This window comes from Microbacterium sp. G2-16M (assembly GCF_055809115.1).
The window spans coordinates 2,325,348-2,345,902 of sequence record NZ_CM147897.1 but is presented as its reverse complement, the minus strand read 5'-3'; the positions used below and the strand labels follow the sequence as shown (position 1 = coordinate 2,345,902).

At 67.4% G+C, this 20,555-nt stretch carries 21 protein-coding genes and 2 tRNA genes; 13 read left to right on the top strand and 10 right to left on the bottom strand.

From position 1 onward, the window contains the following. Position 1: 1 nt before the first annotated feature. Positions 2-427 carry an NUDIX hydrolase gene (locus AC0L6F_RS11155; protein WP_274636665.1) on the bottom strand — a complete coding sequence of 142 codons (426 nt, stop codon included), beginning with the start codon at positions 425-427 and terminating at the stop codon, positions 2-4. A gap of 150 nt (positions 428-577) precedes the next feature. On the opposite strand from AC0L6F_RS11155, the gene AC0L6F_RS11150 reads away from it, so the two are divergent. The 3 genes from AC0L6F_RS11150 (at position 578) to AC0L6F_RS11140 (ending at position 1,770) form a co-directional block, all read left to right on the top strand. Beyond that, positions 578-1,150 (top strand): hypothetical protein, encoded by a 573-nt coding sequence (locus AC0L6F_RS11150; protein WP_473537948.1) that lies wholly within the window; start codon positions 578-580, stop codon positions 1,148-1,150. Then, positions 1,147-1,347, top strand: a complete 201-nt coding sequence (locus AC0L6F_RS11145; protein ID WP_473537947.1) for a DUF6186 family protein — start codon at positions 1,147-1,149, stop codon at positions 1,345-1,347. Before AC0L6F_RS11150 ends, AC0L6F_RS11145 begins: the two co-directional genes overlap by 4 nt. 117 nt (positions 1,348-1,464) lie before the next feature. Beyond that, on the top strand, positions 1,465-1,770 hold the full coding sequence (locus AC0L6F_RS11140) for a DUF2283 domain-containing protein (protein WP_473537946.1): 306 nt from the start codon (positions 1,465-1,467) through the stop codon (positions 1,768-1,770). Positions 1,771-1,831: 61 nt separating this feature from the next. Here AC0L6F_RS11140 and AC0L6F_RS11135 read toward each other — a convergent pair. Together AC0L6F_RS11135 and AC0L6F_RS11130 are read right to left on the bottom strand one after the other, a co-directional pair. Further along, positions 1,832-1,904: transfer RNA gene (locus tag AC0L6F_RS11135), tRNA-Ala, on the bottom strand. A 13-nt stretch (positions 1,905-1,917) separates the two neighbouring features. Continuing rightward, positions 1,918-1,991 (bottom strand) — tRNA-Ile (locus tag AC0L6F_RS11130). Positions 1,992-2,082: 91 nt separating this feature from the next. Between AC0L6F_RS11130 and AC0L6F_RS11125 the strand changes: the two genes are divergently transcribed. Continuing rightward, positions 2,083-2,805 carry a VIT1/CCC1 transporter family protein gene (locus AC0L6F_RS11125; protein ID WP_473537945.1) on the top strand — a complete coding sequence of 241 codons (723 nt, stop codon included), beginning with the start codon at positions 2,083-2,085 and terminating at the stop codon, positions 2,803-2,805. A 242-nt stretch (positions 2,806-3,047) separates the two neighbouring features. On the opposite strand, the gene AC0L6F_RS11120 is transcribed toward AC0L6F_RS11125, so the two are convergent. The 7 genes from AC0L6F_RS11120 to dnaA all read right to left on the bottom strand — a co-directional run bounded on the left by AC0L6F_RS11120 (position 3,048) and on the right by dnaA (position 13,153). Then, positions 3,048-3,452: a DUF3566 domain-containing protein gene (locus AC0L6F_RS11120; RefSeq protein WP_274636660.1), complete on the bottom strand. Its 405-nt coding sequence runs from the start codon at positions 3,450-3,452 to the stop codon at positions 3,048-3,050. After that, positions 3,449-6,031 carry a DNA gyrase subunit A gene (gene gyrA / locus AC0L6F_RS11115; RefSeq protein ID WP_274636659.1) on the bottom strand — a complete coding sequence of 861 codons (2,583 nt, stop codon included), beginning with the start codon at positions 6,029-6,031 and terminating at the stop codon, positions 3,449-3,451. Before gyrA ends, AC0L6F_RS11120 begins: the two co-directional genes overlap by 4 nt. Positions 6,032-6,104: 73 nt before the next feature. Continuing rightward, positions 6,105-8,159, bottom strand: coding sequence for a DNA topoisomerase (ATP-hydrolyzing) subunit B (gene gyrB / locus AC0L6F_RS11110; protein WP_473537944.1), 2,055 nt, complete (start codon positions 8,157-8,159; stop codon positions 6,105-6,107). A gap of 120 nt (positions 8,160-8,279) precedes the next feature. Then, the gene (locus tag AC0L6F_RS11105; protein WP_259610856.1) at positions 8,280-8,774 is read right to left on the bottom strand and encodes a DciA family protein; all 495 of its coding nucleotides are present in this window, start codon (positions 8,772-8,774) and stop codon (positions 8,280-8,282) included. Continuing rightward, positions 8,764-9,945, bottom strand: a complete 1,182-nt coding sequence (recF, locus tag AC0L6F_RS11100; RefSeq protein WP_473537943.1) for a DNA replication/repair protein RecF — start codon at positions 9,943-9,945, stop codon at positions 8,764-8,766. The genes AC0L6F_RS11105 and recF overlap by 11 nt, the downstream gene beginning before the upstream one ends. A gap of 200 nt (positions 9,946-10,145) precedes the next feature. Next, positions 10,146-11,294: a DNA polymerase III subunit beta gene (dnaN, locus tag AC0L6F_RS11095; RefSeq protein ID WP_473537942.1), complete on the bottom strand. Its 1,149-nt coding sequence runs from the start codon at positions 11,292-11,294 to the stop codon at positions 10,146-10,148. 452 nt (positions 11,295-11,746) lie between these two features. Continuing rightward, a complete protein-coding gene (dnaA, locus tag AC0L6F_RS11090) occupies positions 11,747-13,153 on the bottom strand; it encodes a chromosomal replication initiator protein DnaA (protein ID WP_473539996.1) in 1,407 nt (468 codons plus the stop codon). Between the two features lie 293 nt (positions 13,154-13,446). Between dnaA and rpmH the strand changes: the two genes are divergently transcribed. From rpmH to AC0L6F_RS11045, 9 genes are all read left to right on the top strand, one after another. Further along, entirely contained in the window at positions 13,447-13,584 is a 138-nt protein-coding gene (gene rpmH / locus AC0L6F_RS11085) for a 50S ribosomal protein L34 (RefSeq protein ID WP_259610854.1), read from the top strand. Then, positions 13,532-13,930 carry a ribonuclease P protein component gene (gene rnpA, locus AC0L6F_RS11080; RefSeq protein ID WP_473537941.1) on the top strand — a complete coding sequence of 133 codons (399 nt, stop codon included), beginning with the start codon at positions 13,532-13,534 and terminating at the stop codon, positions 13,928-13,930. Before rpmH ends, rnpA begins: the two co-directional genes overlap by 53 nt. Before the next feature lie 5 nt (positions 13,931-13,935). Next, positions 13,936-14,283 carry a membrane protein insertion efficiency factor YidD gene (yidD, locus tag AC0L6F_RS11075; RefSeq protein WP_473539995.1) on the top strand — a complete coding sequence of 116 codons (348 nt, stop codon included), beginning with the start codon at positions 13,936-13,938 and terminating at the stop codon, positions 14,281-14,283. A gap of 3 nt (positions 14,284-14,286) precedes the next feature. Beyond that, positions 14,287-15,414, top strand: a complete 1,128-nt coding sequence (gene yidC / locus AC0L6F_RS11070) for a membrane protein insertase YidC (RefSeq protein WP_274636653.1) — start codon at positions 14,287-14,289, stop codon at positions 15,412-15,414. Positions 15,415-15,436: 22 nt separating this feature from the next. Beyond that, positions 15,437-15,949, top strand: coding sequence for a Jag family protein (locus AC0L6F_RS11065; protein WP_473537940.1), 513 nt, complete (start codon positions 15,437-15,439; stop codon positions 15,947-15,949). Positions 15,950-15,967: 18 nt separating this feature from the next. Further along, complete coding sequence (rsmG, locus tag AC0L6F_RS11060) at positions 15,968-16,606, top strand: 16S rRNA (guanine(527)-N(7))-methyltransferase RsmG (protein WP_473537939.1); 639 nt, start codon at positions 15,968-15,970, stop codon at positions 16,604-16,606. A 1,580-nt stretch (positions 16,607-18,186) separates the two neighbouring features. Beyond that, positions 18,187-19,137 carry a ParA family protein gene (locus AC0L6F_RS11055; protein ID WP_435526186.1) on the top strand — a complete coding sequence of 317 codons (951 nt, stop codon included), beginning with the start codon at positions 18,187-18,189 and terminating at the stop codon, positions 19,135-19,137. Then, positions 19,137-20,129, top strand: coding sequence for a ParB/RepB/Spo0J family partition protein (locus tag AC0L6F_RS11050; RefSeq protein WP_473537938.1), 993 nt, complete (start codon positions 19,137-19,139; stop codon positions 20,127-20,129). The genes AC0L6F_RS11055 and AC0L6F_RS11050 overlap by 1 nt, the downstream gene beginning before the upstream one ends. A 56-nt stretch (positions 20,130-20,185) precedes the next feature. Continuing rightward, the gene (locus AC0L6F_RS11045) at positions 20,186-20,548 is read left to right on the top strand and encodes a tryptophan synthase subunit alpha (RefSeq protein ID WP_259610848.1); all 363 of its coding nucleotides are present in this window, start codon (positions 20,186-20,188) and stop codon (positions 20,546-20,548) included. The last annotated feature ends 7 nt before the right edge of the window (positions 20,549-20,555 follow it).

Genomic DNA, 20,555 nt, shown 5'->3' with positions numbered 1-20,555 from the left:
GTCAGTACGCGGCATCCGCCATCTTCAGTGCGATGTCGACGAGCTTGACCCGCTGCAGCCGGCGTACGCCGCTCAGCGCGAACCATTCGGCGCGGTCGGTGGATCCGTCGATCTCGTTGCGCAGCTTGCCGCCCACGATCCGCGCCCGGTAGATGATGCGCAGCGTGTGCAGCGGCTCGGTGGCGTCGGTCACACGTCGCCCGGCCGGGATCACGCGCGAGTGGATGCCGAGCAGCTCGCCGACGTCGACCCGGTAGCCGGTCTCTTCGCGGACCTCGCGGCGGGCCGCCTCGACCGGGTCCTCGCCATCTTCGAGTCCGCCGCCGGGCATCGTCCACGCCGGGCGGCGCCCCTGCGTCCAGTGCGAGAGCAGGATGCGGTCGTCCGCGTCGATGATGACCGCATACGCGGCGACCCGTAGATCCATGGCTCCACCCTAGAACCCGGCCACCCCGGGATCGTGGCGCGCCCGGGTGCCCTGGGCGTGACTAGAGTGCGATTGAGGCGTGTGAGCATGGACCGGCGCGAAGACCATAGGCAGACGGCTCGCGTGCGGCGGCACGCGAGGGCCGGGTCTGTGGCCACGTCCGCGGTCTGGCCGGTCGCGTGCTGGGTGTTCGTTCTCGTGGCGATCGGGGTCGTGCAGGTCGTGCGGATGCAGTGGTTCGATGCCGTCGTCTTCTGCGTGGCCGCGGGCGGTGTCGCGCTGCAGTCGCTTCGTGGAGTCCCGCGTCGGCCGGCACGACGACTCACCCTGCGGTGGTTGGCCGGCGCGGCGGCCGTGATCGGAGCGGTGCTCTGCTTCCTGCCCCGCCACGGCCCGATGATGCAGGCGATGGTCATCGCGGTCGGGGTGATCGCGATCGTCTTGGTTGCTCCCTCGGGTGCGGCGGTCGCGCGGCCGGACGCCCCCACCGCGCTGACCCCCGGCATCCGCCGTCTCGCCCTCGCGTGGACGGTGATCGTCGTGGCGGGCTGCGTCTGGGAGCTGATCCAGTTCATCCTCGGGCTCGTCCAGCCCGACGCGACCTGGTTCGCGCTGAGCGACCTGCTCAATCCGGCGGTGGCCACGGTGCCGGGCAAGATCCTCTTCATCGCCGTGTGGCTGGCCGGCGGCGTGTGGCTGCTGCGCCGAGGAGGGAAGCGATGATCGTCATCAGCGCGGGGGCCTTCCTCGCATGTGCGGCGGCCCTGGCGGTGGCCGGTTGGGTGATCGGACGGCGGTACGCCGAGGCATCCGTCACCGGGATGTTCGACCGGCTGATGTCCGAACGCGCGATCAGTCTCGCGGTGATCGTGGTGTGGTGGTGGCTCGGATGGCACTTCCTCGCCGGGCAGACGCTGTGATGCGGGTCGCGATGTCCAGGCCGCTCGGTTGCTCATACCGTCGAGCCGGCCGCTGATTGACGGCGTTGTCCGACGACCGACGGGCTGCATGTCGCAGCCACTGGGTAGGGTCTCCGCATGCGCACCACCTACGACGCCATAGCCGATGCCGCCTACATCGAGCTCGTCCCCGAGATCGAGCCCGGACGCTCAGTGCGGAACGTCGTGACCGAGAGTCCCACCGGACAGATAATCGCCCTCGACTTCGACCGGGCCGGCATCCTGCTCGGCGTCGAAGTGCTCGGCGCACGAAGCATCCTGGACACCAAGTTCATCGACGGCGCCGAGCGACTGGATCAGCAGGCTGGACTGTCGGGCTTCTCACCGGAAAGTATCAAGGACGAGCACCAGCCGCGGGTTCCCTTCGGCCAAAAGTTGATCTGACCGGGAGAAATCGCACGGCACCATCGGCCAACTGGCTTGCCCAGGCGATTCATTCAGATTGTGGAGCCTACCGGGTTCGAACCGGTGACCCCCTGCTTGCAAAGCAGGTGCTCTACCAACTGAGCTAAGGCCCCGAGAGAGGTGATGTGGGGCTACCAGGATTTGAACCTGGGACCTCTTCATTATCAGTGAAGCGCTCTAACCAACTGAGCTATAGCCCCTCTGTCGACATGCACCGTCAACCTCCAAGAGATTACCCGAATCGGCGTGATTTTCCGAATCCGAACGGGCGAGGGTGCTTGACTGGGGGACATGACGGATGCCGACGGACAGCATCAGGATGAGCCGCACTCCCTGAAGTTCGGGGAGCGCCTCAACTGGCTGCGCGCCGGCGTGCTCGGCGCCAACGACGGCATCGTGTCTGTCGCCGCCGTCGTCGTGGGCGTCGCAGCGGCCACACCCGATCTCGGCGCGATCTTCACCGCGGGGATGGCGGCCCTGGTGGGCGGCGCGATCTCGATGGCTCTGGGGGAGTACGTATCGGTCAGCAGCCAGCGCGACACGGAGCGGGCCCTCATCGAGAAGGAGCGGTGGGAGCTCGCCGAGATGCCCGAGGAAGAGCTGGCCGAACTCACCGAGATGTACGAGCAGCGCGGGCTCACCCCCGAGACCGCCCGCGCGGTCGCCCGGGAGCTCACCGCGCACGACGCGCTGGCCGCGCACCTCGAGGTCGAGCTGCACATCGACCAGGACGACCTTGTCAATCCATGGCATGCCGCACTATCCTCGGCGGTGTCGTTCACGATCGGCGCGATCCTGCCGATGCTCGCGATCCTGCTCGTCCCGGCCCCGGCCCGGATCGCCGTTACGTTCATCGCCGTGCTGGTCGCCCTGGTGTTCACCGGCACCGTGTCGGCCCAGCTCGGCGGCGCGCCGAAGGCGCGGGCGATCACCCGCCTGGTCGTCGGCGGCGCACTCGCGCTGGCGGCCACGTTCGTGATCGGGATGCTGCTGGGCACCACCGGCATCGCGTGACGAGCAGGTCCCTGAGCGAGGAGCGCATCGCGCAGGTACCGGCCCTTCGTCTCGCTCCGCTCGCTCAGGGACCTGAGGGGCGCATCGCGCAGGTACCGGCCCTTCGTCTCGCTCCGCTCGCTCAGGGACCTGAGGGGCGCAGCGCTGCTCAGGGACCTGAGGTACCGGCCCTTCGTCTCGCTCCGCTCGCTCAGGGACCTGAGGGGCGCTCCGCTCGCTCAGGGACCTGAGGGGCGCGAGGGTCAGTTCGAGGTGAACCCGATCAGCAGACCGCCGGTGATCTTCACCGCGAGGTTGTAGATGCCGGCAACGACCGCGCCGAGCACGGTCACGACGATGAGGTTCAGGATCGCGACGATCGCTCCCATCGCCATCACCTGGGGCAGCCCGATGATCGATGACAGCGTCACGCCGCCGTCGCTGATGCTCTTGAACAGATCATCCGTCTTGCCGATCAGCCCGGTCGCCGACACCACCATGTAGATGAGGAAGAACGACACCACCGTGACCACGGCCAGCGCGACCGCGGCCAGGAACGACAGCTTGACCGCCGACCAGAAGTCCACGTAGACCAGCCGCAGGCGCACCTGTTTGGCGCTGGTCTTGTGGCTCGACTTCTTGGCCAGCTTGTCGGCTACCGTGCTCATGCGTCAGTACTCTCTTCGATGCTCTCGGGGGAGGTGTCGGATGCTGCCGCCGCCGAACTCTCGGGGGTTCCGGGCTCGGGCTCCACCGCGTCCTCCTCACCCAGTCCTCGTTCCGAGTTCCGAGCGATCGCGATGATGCGATCGTCGTCATCGGGACGGGCGAAGACGACACCCATGGTGTCACGGCCCTTGGCGGGCACCTCGGCCACGGCAGAGCGTACCACCTTGCCGCTGGCAAGAACCACCAAGACCTCGTCGTCCTCGGTGGCGATCAGTCCGCCCGCGAGATGGCCTCGATCATCGTTGAGTTTGGCGACCTTGATGCCCAGTCCGCCGCGTCCCTGGACGCGGTATTCCGAGACCGCCGTGCGCTTGGCGTATCCGCCGTCGGTGACCACGAAGACGTACCCGTCGTCCGAGACCAGCGACGCCGAAAGGAGGCAGTCGCCCGGCCGGAACGACATCCCCTTCACACCCTCGGTGGAGCGCCCCATCGGCCGGAGCGCCTCGTCGGTGGCGCCGAAGCGCAGCGACATGCCCTTCTGGCTGATGAGCAGGATGTCGTCGCCGGTGTTCACGAGCAGCGCCGAGACGAGCTCGTCCTCATCCCGCAGCCGGATCGCGATGATGCCGCCCTGACGGTTGGTGTCGTACTCGGTGAACGCGGTCTTCTTCACGCGACCGCCGCGGGTGGCCAGCACGAGGTAGGACGCGTCCTCGTAGGTGCGGACGTCGAGGATCTGGGCGATCTCCTCCTCTGGCTGCAGCGCCAGCAGGTTCGCGACGTGCTGACCCTTCGCGTCGCGCCCGGCCTCGGGCACCTCGTACGCCTTCGCGCGATAGACCCGGCCCTTGTTCGTGAAGAACAGCAGCCAGTGATGGGTCGTGGTCACGAAGAAGTGCTCCACCACGTCATCCGCCCGCAGCTGGGCGCCCTTCACGCCCTTGCCGCCGCGGTGCTGCGACCGATAGTTGTCGCTCCGGGTCCGCTTGATGTAGCCGTCGCGCGTGACGGTGATCACCATCTCCTCTTCGGGGATGAGATCCTCCATCGACATGTCGCCGTCGTAGCCGGGCAGGATCTGCGTGCGCCGCTCGTCGCCGAACTTCGCGACGATGTCGGTCAGCTCGTCCCGCACGATGCCGCGCTGACGGGCCGGATCGGCGAGGATCACCTTGAACTCGGCGATCTGGGCCTCGAGCTCGGTGGCCTCGTCGATGATCTTCTGGCGCTCCAGCGCCGCGAGGCGGCGCAGCTGCATCGCGAGGATCGCGTCGGCCTGGTCGGTGTCGATCTCCAACAGCTGCTTCAGACCCTCGCGCGCCTCGTCGACCGTGGGCGAGCGGCGGATCAGCGCGATGACCTCGTCCAGCGCGTCCAGCGCCTTCAGATATCCGCGCAGGATGTGCATCCGCTCCTCGGCCTTGCGCAGCCGGTACTGGGTGCGGCGCACGATCACTTCGATCTGGTGCACCAGCCAGTGCGTGACGAACCCGTCGATCGGCAGCGTGCGCGGCACGCCGTCCACGATCGCGAGCATGTTCGCGCCGAAGTTCTCCTGCAGCTGGGTGTGCTTGTAGAGGTTGTTCAGCACGACCTTGGCCACGGCATCCCGCCGCAGGACGACGACCAGTCGCTGCCCGGTGCGGTCGCTGGACTCGTCGCGGATGTCGGCGATGCCCGAGATCTTGCCGTCCCGGGCGAGGTCGCGGATCTTCACCGCCACGTTGTCGGGGTTGACCTGGTACGGCAGTTCGGTGACGACCAGGCAGGTGCGTCCCTGGATCTCCTCGACGTTGACCACCGCGCGCATGGTGATTGAGCCGCGGCCGGTGCGGTAGGCCTCCTGGATGCCGCGGGTGCCGAGGATCTGCGCGGCGGTCGGGAAGTCCGGACCGGGGATGCGCTGGATCAGCGCCTCGAACAGCTCTTCACGGGAGGCGTCCGGGTGCTCGAGCGCCCACAGGGCGCCCGCGGCGACCTCGCGCAGGTTGTGCGGCGGGATGTTGGTCGCCATGCCGACCGCGATGCCCACCGAGCCGTTGACCAGCAGGTTCGGGAAGCGCGCCGGCAGCACGACCGGCTCCTGCGTCTGACCGTCGTAGTTGTCCTGGAAGTCGACGGTCTCCTCTTCGATGTCGCGCACCATCTCCAGCGCGAGCGGAGCCATCTTGGTCTCGGTGTATCGCGGCGCCGCGGCGCCCTGGTTGCCGGGCGAGCCGAAGTTGCCCTGCCCGAGGGCGAGCGGGTAGCGCAGCGACCACGGCTGCACGAGCCGCACGAGGGTGTCGTAGATCGCCGAGTCTCCGTGCGGGTGGTACTGACCCATGACCTCGCCGACGACACGCGCGCACTTCGAGAACGACTTGTCCGGACGGTATCCGCCGTCGTACATCGCGTAGATCACCCGGCGGTGCACGGGCTTCAGCCCGTCGCGCACGTCGGGCAGCGCGCGCCCGACGATGACGCTCATCGCGTAGTCGAGGTAGCTGCGCTGCATCTCGACCTGCAGGTCGACCTGGTCGATCTTGCCGTGGTTGTGTTCGGGAGCCTCGGTGGGGCGCTCGTCGTCGGCCATTCTCAGTTCTCTCTTCGTTTCGTTTCGTCTTGCTTCGTCCGCTGGGCGACCGAGGTCGTCCCGACGAAACGGTTCAGATGTCGAGGAAGCGCACGTCCTTGGCGTTGCGCTGGATGAAGCTGCGGCGGGATTCGACATCCTCGCCCATCAGCACCGAGAAGATCTCGTCTGCGGCCGCGGCGTCGTCGATGGTCACCTGTCGCAGCGTCCGCGTGACGGGGTCCATCGTGGTCTCCCACAGCTCCTTGGGGTTCATCTCACCCAGACCCTTGTAGCGCTGGATGCCGTTGTCCTTGGGGATCCGCTTGCCCGAGGCCAGCCCGTCGTTGAGCAGGGCGTCGCGCTCGGGGTCCGAGTACACGTACTCGTGCGCCGAGTTCGACCACTTCAGCCGGTACAGCGGCGGCATCGCGAGGTAGACGAAGCCCGCCTCGATGAGTCCGCGCATGTAGCGGAACAGCAGGGTCAGCAGCAGCGTGGTGATGTGCTGGCCGTCCACATCGGCATCCGCCATCAGCACGATCTTGTGGTACCGGGCCTTCTCGATGTCGAAGTCCTCGCCGATGCCGGTGCCGAACGCCTGGATCATCGCCTGGATCTCGTTGTTGCCGAGTGCCCGGTCCAGGCGCGCCCGCTCGACGTTGAGGATCTTGCCGCGCAGCGACAGGATGGCCTGCGTGTGCGGGTCGCGTCCCTGCACCGCCGAGCCGCCGGCCGAGTCGCCCTCGACGAGGAAGATCTCGCTGATCGACGGGTCCTTGCTGGTGCAGTCCTTGAGCTTGTCGGGCATGGATGCCGACTCGAAGACGCTCTTGCGTCGTGCGGTCTCGCGCGCCTTGCGGGCAGCCAGTCGGGCGGTCGAGGCGTCGATGGACTTTCGGATGATGTTCTTGGCCGCGTTCGGGTTGCGGTCGAACCAGTCGCCGAGCCGATCGCCGACCACCTTCTGCACGAACGCCTTGGCCGACGTGTTGCCGAGCTTCGTCTTCGTCTGGCCCTCGAACTGGGGCTCGGACAGCTTGACCGAGATGACCGCGGTCAGGCCCTCGCGCACGTCCTCGCCGGACAGGTTGTCGTCCTTCTCCTTGAGCAGGTTGTTCGCGCGCGCATATCGGTTCACCAGCGTGGTCAGCGCCGCACGGAAGCCTTCCTCGTGCGTGCCGCCCTCGTGCGTGTTGATCGTGTTCGCGTAGGTGAACACGTTCTCGGTGTAGCCGGTGGTCCACTGCATCGCCACCTCGAGCGAGATCTTGCGCTCCGTGTCCTCCGATTCGAAGTCGATGATCTCGTCGTTCACGTGCTCAGCCTTGCGCACGCGGTTGATGTACTCGACGTAGTCGACGAGTCCTCGTTCGTACAGGAACGTGTCGTGTCGCTGCGAGACGACATCGATGCCCTCGGCATCCTCCGTCACCTCGATCGCCTTCTCGCGCTCGTCCTGGAGAGTGATCTTGAGACCCTTGTTCAGGAACGCCATCTGCTGGAACCGCACGCGCAGCGTGTCGTAGTCGAACTCGACCGCGTCGAAGATCGACCCGTCGGGCCAGAACGTGATGATCGTCCCGGTCTCGTCGGTCTCTTCCCCGCGCTCCAGCGGCCCCTGCGGCACGCCGCCGTCGGCGAACGTCTGCCGCCACGCGTATCCCTCGCGCTTGACCAGCACCTCGAAGCGGGTGGACAGCGCGTTGACCACGGATGAGCCGACGCCGTGCAGACCGCCCGAGACCGCGTAGCCGCTGCCGCCGAACTTGCCGCCGGCGTGCAGCACGGTGAGCACGACCTCGACCGTGGACTTGGTCGGGTCGGAGGAATGCGGACCGACCGGGATGCCGCGGCCGTTGTCGATGCATCGGATGCCGCCGTCGGCGAGGATCGTGACCTCGATCAGATCGCAGTACCCGGCGAGGGCCTCGTCGACCGAGTTGTCGACGATCTCCTGGACCAGGTGATGCAGTCCGCGCTCACCGGTGGAGCCGATGTACATGCCCGGACGCTTGCGGACGGCCTCGAGTCCCTCGAGGACCTGGATGGCGTCGGCACCGTAGTCGTTCTTTCCGGGTGTGGCGGGCTTCGCCGAGTGCTGCTCGCTCGCCTGCGCGGACTCGTTCTCCGGTGCATCTGACGTCATAGGTATCCCGCGCTCCAGTCGTCTGTGGTGACGTTCCCATCTTACCAAGAGGTGGCTGTAAAAGCCCGCCATACGCCCCTCTGCGGGCAGAAAAGGGACGAGATGGGTCCCGAACGTGGGTCACCCGTAGGTATCGCGCGGGCCGCGCCCTGGAACGGCTCTGGGACCCCATTTCCACGAGGGGACGTCCGGGCCGATGAACCGGATGCTGTCGACCCCGGCGTCCGGATACCGTCGCAGGATCTCGGTGAGGATGTGGGCCCGCATCAGCTGGAGCTGCTTGGCCCACGCGGTCGAATCGCACTGGACCGTCAGCATCCCATCGCTCAGGGCGACCGGACGCGTGTGCCGGGCCGTCTCGTCGCCCGCCACCTCGTCCCACTCCCGGACCAGGTCGGCGCGCGCCAGCTGGGAGTCCCACCCCGCCTCATGCGTGAGCGTCGTGAGCACGTCGCCGACGCCCTTCGGGTCGCGGCCGAGGCTGAACGGCTGGTTCTCGTCGTCGTCGCCGCTGCGGCGCCGGCGTCGACGCCTGCGGTGCGCGGACGGCTCGAGGCCGCGCAGCCGCAGGTAGGTCGCGATCGTCTCGGGGACGGCATCCTTCTCATCGCCCATCTGCGGGCTCCGCGGCGGGGATGGCATCGGCCGGGAGGATCGTGCCGGCCTCGACCCGGACGACATGCGCGCGCAGCGCGTCCGGCACATCGGGCTCGACCGCGGCGGTGACGATCACCTGTTCGTACCCGGCCGCCATGCCGGCCAGCCGCTCGCGCCGGTCGGCGTCGAGTTCGGCGAACACGTCGTCCAGGATCAGAACCGGATCGCCCAGGAGCGAGCGCTCCCGCAGAAGCTCGGCCGACGCCAGGCGCAGGCCCAGGGCCATCGACCACGACTCGCCGTGCGAGGCATACCCCTTCACCGGCAGACCGCGCACCCGGAGCAGCAGATCGTCACGGTGCGGGCCGACGAGGGTCACCCCGCGGTCCAGCTCGGCGGACCGTCGGGCTGCGAGCGCGGCGCGGAACAGCTCGGGGGTGTCGCCGGCGGTCTCTGCGGTCACGGCATCCGCGCCCTCTTCCGGGTCGGCGCCGCGCACCGACAGCATCCACTCGAGCTCCGGGGCGTGATCGGCGCCGGCGATCGCCGCGTAGGCACGGGCGAGCGGCGCCGACATCTCGGCGCTGAGCGCGGCACGGGCGTCGATGACCTCGGACCCCAGGACGACGAGCTTCTCGTCCCACACCTCGAGCGTGGACAGCTGATCGCCGCGGATCCCGCGCGCCCGGGCCGACTTGAGCAGGGCATTGCGCTGCCGCAGCACGCGGTCGTAGTCGGCGAGCACACCGCTCATCCGCGGTGCGCGCTGGATCAGGAGCTGATCGACGAAGCGGCGCCGCGCCGACGGATCTCCGCGGACGATCTGCAGGTCTTCGGGGGCGAAGAGGACCACCTGCGCGTAGCGCGGCAGTTCGGCGGCCCTGATCGGGGCGCCGTTGACCCGGGCCTTGTTCGAACCCTGCCTGTTGATCTGCAGCTCGAGCTGCACCCGTCGTTCACCGTGCGCGAGTCGGGTGCGGATGATGGCGGCGTCGGCGCCCTCCCGCACCAGCGGCGCGTCGGTCGAGACGCGGTGGGAGCCGAGGGTGGCCAGGTACGCGATGGCTTCGGCGAGGTTCGTCTTGCCCTGGCCGTTGCTTCCGACGAACAGGTTCGGACCGCGGTCCAGCGTCACCTCGGCGGCCGCATAGTTGCGGAAATCCACCAGGCTGAGCTGCTCGACGATCACCGGATCAAGCCTACCGACGGCATCCCCCGCCGCCCATCTCCCGCCGCCTCTGCGCCCGCTCCACCCCTGGTCCAGTTCCGCGAAATCGTACGATTTGGCCGAAACCACATCAAACTTGGCCGAAATTGATGTGCACTCGGCCGGATCGTACGATTTCGACGAGAAGGCAGGCTGGGGAGGGCGGGAAGACGCCGGCGGAGTCAGCGCAGCAGCAGGTTGGGCTGCAGCAGGTAGCGGAAGCTGTCTTCGCCGCCCTTGTCGACCGAGGTCTGCGGGGTGATCAGCACCGGGCTGAGCTTGTTCTGATTCTCGGTCGACGTGAACGTGACGCGCGCGAACTCGCTGCGCACGGCGGCGAGCGCCTCGAGCAGATACTGCGGGTTCAGCCCGAGCGTGACGTCCTCGCCGACCAGCGTGGCATCGACGGACTCGCTCGCCCGCGCCTGCTCGGTGCCGGAGGCATCCATCGAGACGGTGTCGGGCGTGAACGTGAACCGCAGCGGTGCGGACCGGTCGAGCACGAGCGACACGCGCCGCACCGCCTCGGTGAGGTCGGCGGTGTTGACGACCGCGTGGTGCTCGGTCTGCTCCGGGAACAGCCGACGCACCGGCGGAAAGTTGCCCTTGATCAGCAGCGATGTGACGGTCTTGTTGCCCGAGGTGAAGGCGATGATCTCGCGGTCGCCGGCACCCGAGAACGAGACCGCGATCTCGCCGCCGTGCGAGAACGTCTTGCCCACCTCGATGAGGGTGCGTGCCGGGACGAGGGCCGAGGTGATGTCTTCGGATGCTGCGGTCCCGCCGTCCCACGGGATCTCGCGCAGCGCGACCCGGTACCGGTCGGTCGCGACCAGGCTGAGCCGGGTGCCGCTGACCTCGAGCTGCACCCCGGTCAGCACAGGAGTGACGTCGTCACGGGATGCGGCGAAGGCGACCTGCGCGATCGCTGTCGCGAAGTCGTCGGCGGGAACGAGTCCCTTCTCGCCGCTCACCTCGGGAATGGCGGGATATTCCTGCACCGGCATCGACGCCAGCATGAACCGCGCGGATCCGCAGGTGAGCGCAATCCCCTCGTCTTCGACCTCGATCTGGATCGGGGCGTTGGGCAGCCGGCTGGCGATGTCGGACAGCAGCCGGCCGTGCACGAGGATCGTACCCGGGTCGTCGACGCTCGCCTCGATCGTGGTGCGAGCGGATGCCTCGTAGTCGAACGCCGACAGGGAGAGCCCGGATTCGCTCGCCTCGATGAGCACGCCGGCGAGTATCGGCTGAGGATTGCGCTGGGGCAGGAGCTTCACAACGAACGAGACGGCCTCGCTGAAGACATCGCGACCTACGTGGAACTTCACTTGCGCTCCCTTGAGATGGGCGTGGGCTTTCTCATGCTAGTGCCCTTCACGCCGGATGCCGATGTCGTGATTTCCGGAGCGGACGATCACACCCCGCGCCGTCGAGGTGATCGGAGTCCCCTCAAATCGTTAACTATCTGTCATGGTGTTAACCGCTGTGGAATCTGTGGATAACTCGGTGGATCGTCTGCGGCTCTAAGGAACTACACGCGTGTGAGATGTGGACGTCCTGCGGAATCCCGGGGACAGAGCGGTTGTGGACAACCAGAGTGCCCCGCCGGTTATCCACAGTGGGGCGGTCCATCGCTCACAGAGAATGACATTCACCGACGAGTTCTCCACAAGTTATCCACATTGTGCAGAACGCGAATTGTGGTGGTGCCGAGGGGTGGTTGTCAAGAGTCGATCTGTCCGCAGCATCCCGAATGCGTCTCCAGCCCGCCCTCCGGCGGTCAGCGACCGTTGCGGCCGAGCTGCGCGGTGATGTCCGTGACGTGGTTGAAGATCGACCGGCGCTCCTTCATGAGGTCGCTGATCTTCTTGTACGCGTACATCACCGTGGTGTGATCGCGTCCGCCGAACAGCTGCCCGATCTTCGGGAGGGACAGGCTCGTCCGCTCGCGGCACAGATACATCGCGATCTGGCGCGCCTGCGCGACGGCCTGCGACCTGCTCGAGCCGTAGAGGTCGTCGACCGACAGCTTGAAGTAGGCCGCGGTCGCGGTGATGATGTCGGTCGGCGAGATGATGTTCGCGTCATCCTGATCGACGATGTCGCGGAGCACCGTCTGGGCCAGCGACATGTCGAGGGTCGAGTGGTTCAGGCTCGCGAACGCCGAGACGCGGATGAGTGCACCCTCGAGTTCGCGGATGTTCGATGAGACGACCGTGGCGATGTACTCCAGCACCTCGTCCGGGATCTGCAGCCGCTCGCTCTGCGCCTTCTTGCGCAGGATCGCGATGCGGGTCTCGAGGTCGGGCGCCTGCACGTCGGTGATCAGTCCCCACTCGAAGCGGCTGCGCATCCGGTCCTCGAAGCCGGTCAGATGCTTCGGCGGGACGTCGCTGGTGATCACGACCTGCTTGTCGTGATCATGCAGCGTGTTGAAGGTGTGGAAGAACGCCTCCTGCGTCTCGGCGCGCCCTTGCAAGAACTGGATGTCATCGATCAGCAGGATGTCCACGTCGCGGTATCGGGCCTGGAAAGCGGAACCGCGGTTGTTCGCGATCGAGTTGATGAAGTCGTTCGTGAACTCTTCGCTGGAGACGTAGCGAACGCGGATGCCGGCGTACATGCTCTTCGCGTAGTCGCCGATCGCATGCAGGAGGTGAGTCTTGCCCAGCCCCGAGTCGCCGTAGATGAACAGCGGGTTGTAGGCCTTCGCCGGTGCTTCGGCGACGGCGACCGCGGCGGCGTGCGCGAACCGGTTGGATTGGCCGATGACGAAGCTGTCGAACGTGTACTTCGGGTTCAGCCTGGTGTCGTTGCGGGTGCCGGCGGACGGCTGCTCCACACGTTCGACCGGCGGGTGCTCCACTATCGGCGACGGGGCGGTCTGCACCGGGATGGCCTCGGTCAGGTGGGTGTCGGTGATCTCCGGATTGACGACCACCCGGAAGGAGTTCACCTCGTCACCGGCGTGCTCCAGGGCCTCCATGATCGGTGCGCGCATCCGCTTGTTCATCTGCGCGGCCGTCAGGTCGTTGGGCACATCGACGTAGAGGATGCCGCCCATCACGCCCTGCGGGACGGCGAGATGCAGGAACCCCCACATCTGCGGGGTGATCCGGCCGTCGGCTTCGAGCAGGTGGAGAACGCTCGCCCAGATCGGAACGTCAGGACTCTCCTGCTGCACGATGGCCCCCCGGCGGAAATGTGACACAGGCGGCGGACCCGCGACTCAACCTGTGGATAACTTGCCCGAGCAACGCTAGTCAGCAGGTGCTCGGAGAGCAAACTCCACTGTAGATCCCGGTCGCGTGTCCCTTCCAGGGTTCCTGCGGTCGCTGTGGATAATGTCTGAGCGAAGTCGGCCGGTTTGAGTTATGTTCCGCCACGACGTAGCCTTAATCGGTTGACGTATGCCCTCCCGGCATAGTCCCCATTCGTCGTCTCCGGGCACATGACCCGGTGAACCTCCGGAGTGATCCCATGAGCAAGCGCACTTTCCAGCCCAACAACCGCCGTCGTGCCAAGAAGCATGGCTTCCGTGCCCGCATGCACACGCGCGCCGGTCGTGCCATCCTCTCTGCTCGCCGCGGCAAGGGCCGCAGCGAGCTGTCGGCCTGATCTGATCCTGGTGCTCGCGCGGCCGAACAGGTTGACCCGCGGTGCGGAATACAAGACCGTCGTCCGCAGGGGCGTCAAGTGCGCCGGTTCGCACACGGTGACGTACGTGGTGTCCTCGGGTGAGGACCGCGCAGCCCGGTTCGGGTTCATCGTGAGCAAGCAGGTCGGTTCCGCGGTCACACGGAACACCGTCCGTCGTCGACTGAAGGCAGTCTGTGCCGAGGCGCTGCCGCAGGTCCGGCCGGGGGCGGATGTCGTCATCCGCGCGCTGCCGGGGTCAGCGGGCGTTGACTTCCGCCAGCTGCGTGCCGAGGTCTCCCGCTGTCTGGTCCGGAGGGCGGCGTGAGCGTCATGACGCTGCCGGCGGCGTACCTCGGCGGCGGGACCTTCCGTGACTCGGGACTGGGCCGCAGCATCCCTCTTCTTCCACGGAATGCGCTGCTTGCGCTGCTCCATGGATATCGGGCGACGATCTCACATGCCTACGGCGACGTGTGCCGCTACTATCCCTCCTGCTCCGCGTACGCTGTGGGCGCGGTGCAGCAGCACGGCGCGGCGAAGGGCGCGGCTCTCGCTGCGTTGCGCATCGCCCGCTGCCACCCATGGGCGGCCGGTGGCGTCGACGACGTCCGGCCCCACGCACACTTCCGCTACGAGCTGACTCCGCACGGATTCGTCGTGCCCCCCAGAAAGGACTGATCCGTGCAGGATCTGCTGTTTCTCGCTGCCACGAGCACGCCGTCACCCACTGACGCGGCCGCTGGTGGCGGCTTCGACCCCATCGGGTTCATCCTCTGGCCGCTGAAGTGGCTCGTCGAGCTCATTCTGGTGGCCTTCCACGCGCTGTTCACCGCCATCGGAATGAACCCGGCTTCCGGTCTGACCTGGGTTTTATCCATCATCGGGCTGGTGGTCGTGGTTCGCGCTGCGCTCGTTCCGCTCTTCGTCAAGCAGATCAAGAGCCAGCGCAAGATGATGGAGATCGCGCCCGAGCTGAAGAAGGTTCAGGCCAAGTACAAAGGCAAGCGCGATCAGCTCTCACGCGAGGCGATGAGCCGCGAGACGATGGCGCTGTACAAGAAGAACGGCACCTCTCCGGTCTCGGGCTGTCTGCCGATCCTCGTGCAGATGCCGGTGTTCTTCTCGCTGTACAGCGTGCTGTCCACGATCAAGACGAACGCCGAAGCCGGACACGGCGGCATCTTCTGGCTCACGAACGAGCTGACTCAGGAGTTCTACAACGCCAAGCTGTTCGGGGTCGCGTCGCTGCACGAGTCGCTCCAGGGCACGCTTCAGACCAAGCCCGAGGGCTGGCAGACCACGGTCACCATCATGGTCACGCTGGTCGTCCTCATGATCGCGTCGCAGTTCTTCACCCAGCTGCAGATCGTCTCGAAGAACCTGTCGCCCGAGGCCAAGCAGGGCCAGGCCTACAAGATGCAGCGGATGATGGTCTACGTCCTGCCGTTCGCCTTCGTCTTCTCCGGCGTGTTCTTCCCGCTCGGTGTGGTCATCTACTGGTTCACCTCGAACATCTGGACCGCCGTGCAGCAGTTCATGGTCATCCGGAATCTGCCCACGCCCGGCTCGCAGGCAGCCAAGGAGCGCGAGGAGCGGCTGGCCAAGCGCGGCAAGGCGCTGGACGCCAAGGGCAAGATCATCCCGATGGAGAAGTACGTCGCCGAGCAGGAGCGGCTGCTCGCCGAGGCCGAGAAGGCCAGGGCGGCCGCACCCAAGCGGCAGCAGCCGATGAGCAAGCAGCGCGCCAAGAAGCAGACATCCAAGCAGACTCCCTCCGGGCCGGGCGACTCGCCCGGGACCCCGTCCTGACTCCCTGAACCCAAGGAAGCTCATGTCCACGACAGAGACCTCGTCATCCGCTCCGCTGGAGGATCGTTCGGCAACCGTCGAGCAGCTCGAGGAAGAGGGCGATATCGCCGCCGACTTCCTGGAGGGGCTGCTCGACATCGCGGATGTCGACGGTGACCTCGCATTGGATGTCCGCAACGGCCGCGCCTACGTTTCCGTCGAGGCGCCGGATGCCGGTGCTCTGGGCGGGCTCGCTGACCCTGACACCGTGCAGGCCGTTCAGGAGATCACGCGGCTGGCCGTGCAGAACCGCACCGGGCGGTTCTCGCGGCTCATCCTCGACATCGGCGGGTCCCGGGATGCGCGTCAGCAGGAGCTGGCACACCTGGTGGACCGCGCCATCGAGCGGCTGGATGCCGGCGCATCGCAGGCGTCGCTGCCGGCGATGTCCAGCTACGAGCGCAAGCTGATCCACGACATCGTCGCGGAGCGTGGGCTCGTGTCGGAGTCGTATGGCGAGGGGTCGGACCGCCACACGGTCATCCGTCGCCCGTGATGTTTCACGTGGAACATCATGTCTGACGAGATCGCCGAGCTCGAGTCGGAGCCCGCTGCCGCGGCCGCCATCTTTGGCGGCCGCGTCGAGCTGGCGCGGCGTTTCACCGCGGCATTGGCGGAGCACGGTGAAGAACGCGGCCTGATCGGGCCGCTCGAGCGCCCTCGCCTGTGGTCACGACACATCCTGAACAGCGCCGTCATCGCGCCTCTGTTCTCGGGACGGGTCGGGGACGTCGGGTCGGGCGCGGGCTTGCCCGGTGTCGTGCTGGCCATCGCGCGCCCGGATGTGGAATGGGTGCTGATCGAGCCGATGGAGCGGCGCGTCGCCTGGCTGGAGGAGCAAGCGGATGCCCTCGGGCTCGCGAACGTCGAGGTCGTGCGGGCACGCGCCGAGGATTGGAAGGGGGGACCGGTTATGGATGCCGTGACCGCCCGCGCTGTGAGTGCCCTGCGCACGCTCGTTCCGCTCACCGCTCCCCTGGTCCGCGACGGCGGAGAACTCATCCTCTTGAAGGGCATGAGTGCGCCGAAGGAGATCGAGGCCGCGCAGAAGCAGATCCGACGCTTCGGCTTGTCTGATGTGCGCGTCGAGACCATCGGCGATGGACTCATCTCGCAGCCTTCTCGCGTCATCCGCGCCCGCGTTCGCGCCTGACGCCTGCGCGGGTGCGAAGGCGGTGGGGTCCGGGCTTGCGTTTCACGTGAAACGGCTGCCGCGGTGACGTCACTGGACGACCCGATGTGGGTGGCGGGGCGGGGTGCTCCCCACGTTGCCGGGTCCTGTCGCGCTGGCGGGTAGTTGTGCATGGCGCGGGGCCGCGCGGTGGTGGGAAGATGGGCCACGACATCAGCCCGGGGCGATGCTGAAAACCAGGGCGATGCCAACAGGGTGCGCTGGTGCAGTGGAACCCGGGTCGCCGGCCCGCAGCGGCAATATCGCCGGGGGACGCGCGGCGAGCCGGGAAGAGTGATCGCAGGAACGGCCGGGGAGCGAGGCGAGTCCGCCGATGTCGGCCACGATCGTCGGCACCGCGGTTGAGGTCACCCGCGCAGCCGCCCTGATCAGGAACGTCGCGACCGGCAGCGCGAGCAGTGCCGGTTCCCGCTGCTCACGCAGTTCGATGTCGGCCGTCTTCAGATGATCCAGGCCGGCTGATGGCTGTCGGCTGATCGGTTGATCGGCGCGACCCGCGGAGCGCCAGTATCGACGCTTGCCATTTCCGCGATCGCTGATGTTTCACGTGAAACGTCATTCGGGTGGGTTTCGGCGCACGCGCCTGATGTGGCCGCTGGCCCCGGCACCGCCGATTCTCGTGCGCGGGGATGGCGTGGCGGGCACGTCGCACGAGGCTCGCGGCAAGCAACTTCGGCAGTACCCGATGCGCGACTCCGCATGCGGGCTGCGCGGGGGCAGACCGTCGGCGCCTTGCAGTGTGTCCGAGCCCATTCACGAGTCCGCCGTGGGTCCCCTTCCCACAGCCTCGACATGGCCGTTTCACGTGAAACCAGCTGGAGTGGCGCTGTCCTTCACGATGAGGACGCCATGTCCGGCGATCCGCTGGCGGGAATGGGCGGAACGCTGGCCGCCGGCGTGCACCGCACGTACAGTGAATGGCCCATCCACTCGCGCGTGGTGTCGTTCCACGTGAAACATGCGGACGGTGGCACCGACAACTCAGAGAGGTCGGGGAGTGGGCCCGCGATTCGCGGGCGGCAAGAGCGGACGCGCCGTTCTCCATGCCGCCCCGACCCGCACGTCGCTGCACCGGCAGTCCGCAGCCTAGGTCGGTGCGTCGGCACCGCGTCTCGCATGACTGCTGGAATCGGCATGTGTCCCTCGGCTAGTCCCTCGATGACCGGACCACCGGCACGTTTCACGTGAAACAACCCGTTCGCCCGGGACGCCCACGAGCCGGCCGCGCCCGCTCGCGTGGCCGGCAGCGTCTCCATCCAGACCGGCATACCCGGATCTCGATGAAGATGCGTTCGCCGACTCGCGATCCAGTTCACAGCATCCCGCCCCCACCGTGTCCCCGTCGCCGAGATCGTACGATTTGGCCGAGACCACATCAATCTTGGCCAAGTTTCATGTTCACTCGGCCAAATCGTACGATTTCGCGAGGAAGGGGGCACGGGGTGGGATCGACGGGAGCGGGTGCGGCGTCGGGGAATGGGGGATGCGGCGCCTAGACTGGACGGCAGGTCGATCGCACGTGCAGAGGGAGTGTGTTTCACGTGAAACAAGCCGAGAACGCGGGCATCACGGCCTTCGACCCTCTCGACGATGACAGTCCGATTGCGCGCGAGCTCGCTGACCTGTCGGCCCGCCGCCGCATGCTGGAGGCGACGACCGTGGAACTGCCGGGCGTCACGCGTGTGATCACCGTGTCGAACCAGAAGGGCGGCGTCGGCAAGACGACGACCGCCGTCAACCTGGCCGCGGCGCTGGCATCGGTCGGCGCCCGAGTCCTGGTCATCGACCTAGATCCGCAGGGGAACGCGTCGACCGCGCTCGGCATCCCGCACAGCGCGGACACCCCGAGCGTCTACGACGTCCTGATCGACGAGTTCCCGATCTCGGACATCGTCCAGACCAGCCCGGAGTCGGACCTGCTCACCTGTGCGCCGAGCACGATCCATCTCGCCGGCGCCGAGATCGAGCTGGTCTCTCAGGTCGCTCGTGAGCACCGGCTGCGAACGGCATTGGACGACTATCTGGCCACGGTCGACGAGAAGCCGGACTTCGTCATCATCGACTGCCCGCCGTCCCTGGGCCTGCTGACGATCAACGCCTTCACCGCGGCGACCGAGGTGCTCATCCCGATCCAGTGCGAGTACTACGCGCTCGAGGGGCTCAGCCAACTGCTGGGCAACGTGCGCATGATCCAGAAGCACCTGAACCCGCGCCTGCACGTCTCCACGATCATGCTGACGATGTTCGACGCCCGCACCCGGCTGGCGCAGCAGGTGGCGGACGAGGTGCGCGCACACTTCGCCGAGCAGGTGCTGCACACCGTCATTCCGCGGTCCGTGCGCGTCTCCGAGGCCCCGAGCTTCGGCCAGACCGTGATCGCATACGACGGCCAGTCGGCCGGCGCGGTCGCCTACCGCGAAGCCGCGGTCGAAGTCATCCAGCGGTACAACCACACGCACGAGGACGCGGCTGCGTCAGAGGGAGGCGCCTGATGGCGGCCAAGCGAACGGGACTCGGACGAGGCATCGGAGCCCTCATCCCGACAGCGGAGGCGACGATGGAGCGCCCCGTCGACGTCTTCTTCCCAGGGGCGGCCACGCGCACCACCGCGACGATCGCCAAGCCCCAGGACGAGGCGCCGGCCCCGGCCGAGGACGAGACGACGGAGCTGGTCGAGGTCCCCGGCGCGCGCCTGGTCCGCATCGACCCGCACCGCATCGTCCCCAACCCGCGCCAGCCGCGCACCGACTTCGACCCGGACGATCTGGCCGAGCTCGTCCACAGCGTGCGCGAGTTCGGCGTGCTGCAGCCGGTGGTCGTCCGCCAGAACGGCAACGGAGACTACGAGCTGATCATGGGCGAGCGGCGCACGCGCGCCGCTCGCGAGGCCGGACTCGAGTCGATCCCGGCGATCGTGCGCGACACGGCGGACGAGCACCTGCTACGCGATGCCCTGCTGGAGAACCTGCACCGGTCCGAGCTCAACGCCTTGGAAGAGGCATCCGCATATCAGCAGCTGCTCGAGGACTTCGGCATCACCCAGGAGGAGCTGGCCTCGCGCATCGGCCGTTCGCGCCCCCAGATCAGCAATACGATCCGACTGCTCAAGCTGCCCGTGCCGGTGCAGCAGCGCGTCGCCGCGGGGGTGCTGACGCCCGGCCACGCGCGGGCGATCCTGTCGCTCGACGACGTCGAGGCGATGCAGCGCCTGGCCGACAAGATCGTGAACGAGGACCTCTCGGTCCGGGCGGCCGAGGCGGCCGCGAAGGCGAAGGATGCTGCGGGCACGCGCAGCCTCCCACCCAAGGCCGGTGCCCGCCAGGCGTACCTGAACGAGGTCGCCGACCGGCTGGGCGACCGTCTGAACACCAAGGTGCGGGTCGCGCTGGGTGCGCGAAAAGGCCAGATCACGGTTGATTTCGCCACCATCCAGGACTTGAATCGCATCCTCGCTGAGCTGGGCGAGTCGACGTACGGCGCCTGACCGGCACGCCGGGTCGCGATGGCGCCGAGTCGTCACGGCTCACGTACCCTGGAACGATGGCGGATCCGGTGGGCGACGAGCGCGAGGTGCGGCTGCGGCGCCGCGCCAGCCTCGAGTTGCTGCGCGCGGAGGCCGCCGACGAGCTCGCCGTGATCGTGCACGAACGCCTGCTGGGCGGCGAGGATCCCTGGGAGTTCATGGACGATCTGCCCACGGTCGACGAGCTCGTCGTGTTCACCCTGCGCGCCGAGAACATCGCCGAGAACGGGGGCGTGCGGCCCAACGCCAGCAGGCACTACCGTGTGCTGCGGCAGATCGCGCTGGACTACCCGGCACTGACCCCGGCGGTCTGGCGACTGCTCGGTGAGGCCAACACGCACCGGCGATGGGATGCGGTCATCCAGACCGACGCCTCCTGATCCATCC